2 protein-coding genes and 1 pseudogene are annotated in these 2,441 nt (G+C 76.0%); all 3 read right to left on the bottom strand.

All coding sequences use genetic code 11. From position 1 onward, the window contains the following. Nucleotides 1–92: 92 nt before the first annotated feature. Nucleotides 93–647, bottom strand: coding sequence for a TerD family protein (locus ACFXA3_RS37070; RefSeq protein WP_385194686.1), 555 nt, complete (start codon nt 645–647; stop codon nt 93–95). A gap of 103 nt (nt 648–750) precedes the next feature. Further along, nucleotides 751–1,980, bottom strand: coding sequence for a VWA-like domain-containing protein (locus ACFXA3_RS37075; RefSeq protein ID WP_385194688.1), 1,230 nt, complete (start codon nt 1,978–1,980; stop codon nt 751–753). A gap of 19 nt (nt 1,981–1,999) precedes the next feature. Continuing rightward, nucleotides 2,000–2,441: pseudogene (locus ACFXA3_RS37080) on the bottom strand (AAA family ATPase); the annotation flags it as partial.

Here is a 2,441-nt window from a genome sequence, read left to right on the forward strand (position 1 = left end):
GGGTCTCGTGGGATCTGAGAGTTGTATAAGAGACAGCTCGATGGAGTGACCAACGCCCGGTCTGTGCGGCCGGAGGACCGCCCGGCGCCGCCTCAGCCGCGCGGGGCGCCCATGGCGCGGGTGAACTCGTCCGGGTCGGCGTCGAAGCCCCGTACGGAGGCGTCCAGCGACCACACCCCCGCCGCGTCGCGGGTGAACTCCGCGACGACGGCCGCCGTGGCGGCCGGGACCTCCGCGAAATCGCTCACCGCGAGATCGGTGTAGCCCTCGCGGATCCGGATCCCCGTACCGCCTATGGCCGCGAAGGTCTTCGTACGGGCGCCCCGCGGTCCGGTCTCCTGGATGACCACGCCCACCACCACGCGCCCCAGCCCGGACGCCATCCGGTTCAGTTCGACCGTCATCACCTCGTCGAAGCCGAAGCCCTGGCCGGTGTGGCTGTCGCGGTTCAAGGTGATGGTGCCGTCGGGCGACCGACTGCCGAAGTGCACGAGGTGGACGGGCTCCCCGTGCGGTTCCGCGGCGCCGTAGACCGCCGCGATGATGTCCAGATCGTGGGCGGGCGTGCCCGCGGGGCTCGGATCCCACCGCAGTGCGATCTCCACCTTGGCCAGGCTCTTGCGTACTCCGCTCGTCGAAGTGCTCACCGAACTCCCCCTCCGCTTTCCGGGTGTTGCCCGGCCATGCTGTCATGCGGGGGGCCCGCCGGTCCGGACGAGCGTACGTTCCCGGCCAGTTGGGCCGGTTCCCTCAGGATCCGGGCAGCACGCGGACGGTCTCCACCCAGGCCGGCGGCTGCGGCGCGTCGGCCCCGATCAGCGCGGCGATCAGCCGGCAGGACGGGGTCTCGTCCGGCCACGGCGTGTACCCGTCGGTCAGGACGACGACGATGTTCGGCCGCTCCGCCGCCGCCAGCGCGGCGCGGATGCCGACGCGCATGTCCGTGCCGCCGCCCCCGGCCAGGGTCACCTGCTCGACGCTGGTCACCCGGGACACCGTGTGCACGTCCGCGTCGCAGGCCAGGACGGCGACCCGGTTGCCCCGGACGCCCACCTCCCGCAGGACTCCGGTGACCTCGCCGAGCGCGGCGGCGAGCTCCTCCTCGCCCATCGACCCCGAGGTGTCGACGACGATCGCGACCCGGGGCAGCGGCCGGCGCAGGCTCGGCAGCACCACCCGGCCGCCGAGCGCGGGAGTGCGGCGCGAGGGCCGCCGGTACGTGTAGTCCACCGCGCCGCCCGCCCAGGCGGCGGCTTCCCGGACCGCCCCGGACAGCGCGCGGCGCCAGTCGACGGTCGGCTCCAGCAGCTCCTGCGCCCAGCGCTGCCAGCCGGCCGGGAGCCGGCCGCGGGTGCGCTGGTGGGCGCGCATGGCCTGGGCGGTCTGCCGGCGCAGCGCCTCCGCCTCGACGGGGCCGATCCGGGCGGGACCGGCGGACCCTTCGAGCTCCCAGGGCGCCGCCGTGCCGTGGGCTCCCGAGCCGCAGTCGGGCGCGTGCGGGGTGGCCGGGATCGCGGGCAGGTACGCCTCGAACGTCCCGCCGGTGGCCAGGCCGAACAGTCTGGGCTCCATCCGGCCCTCGGGCAGCGCCAGCCCGTCGGCGAGGAGGTCGTCGTTGATCTCGCAGTCCTGGGCGATGTTGACGCGGACCGGGTCGCGCTGCTCCGGGGCCGGGAGCCGGCCGGCCCGGGCGTGGTGGTCGCGCAGCAGGTGCGCCACCTCGTGGATCCACACCCCGGCCAGTTCCGCCACCGGCGTCGCGTCGACGAAGGCGGGCGAGACGTAGCAGCGCCAGTACCGGTCGACGCCCATCGTCGGGACCCCGTCCGAGGGGACCACGGTGAGCGCGTAGAGGGCGGAGGCGAAGTACGGCCGGGACTCGGCCGCCTTGTAACGCGCGGCCAACAGCCTGGCCCGGTCCAGGCGGACGTGGGCGGGCGCCCCGCCCGTCGTCCGGCCGTCCGCCGCCGCACCGTCCATGGGCACCGTCACCGGCCGGTCAGCCGCCGCCCGGCAGGGCGCCGGAGAGCCGGAGGAGTTCGACGAACGCGTCGATCCCGGCGGGCACGGGCCAGTCGAGGTCGCGCATGGCGGCCAGGTCGGCCGCCGCGCGCGCGGCCACGTCGGGCACGCCCGCCTCCACGGCCTTGGCGAGGACCGCCCAGCCGGCCTCCCAGCGGGGGCGGGTGAGCTCGCCCTGGACGGCCGCGACGACGGCGATCAGGAAGGCCAGCTGCCGGTCGCCGCGTTCGGGCAGGGCGAAGGCGTCCGGGTCGGCGAGCACCCGGTCCGGATCGGGCAGGTCGAGGTGTTCCACGTACGAGAGCAGCTCGATCCCGGCGGCGTCGCCGACGGCGCCGGGGAGCGCGGCGGCCACGGCCGCCCCGCCGGCGCCCGCCGCGTAACCCGGGGGCCCCCGGCGCGCCCCCCACACACACGTC

The organism is Streptomyces sp. NPDC059456, assembly GCF_042750055.1.
Lineage (GTDB): Bacteria > Actinomycetota > Actinomycetes > Streptomycetales > Streptomycetaceae > Streptomyces.

What these genes read in the sequence shown, in the direction of transcription:
- ACFXA3_RS37075 (WP_385194688.1), bottom strand. Translation starts at nt 1,980, where the DNA reads ATGGACGGTGCGGCGGCGGACGGCCGGACGACGGGCGGGGCGCCCGCC.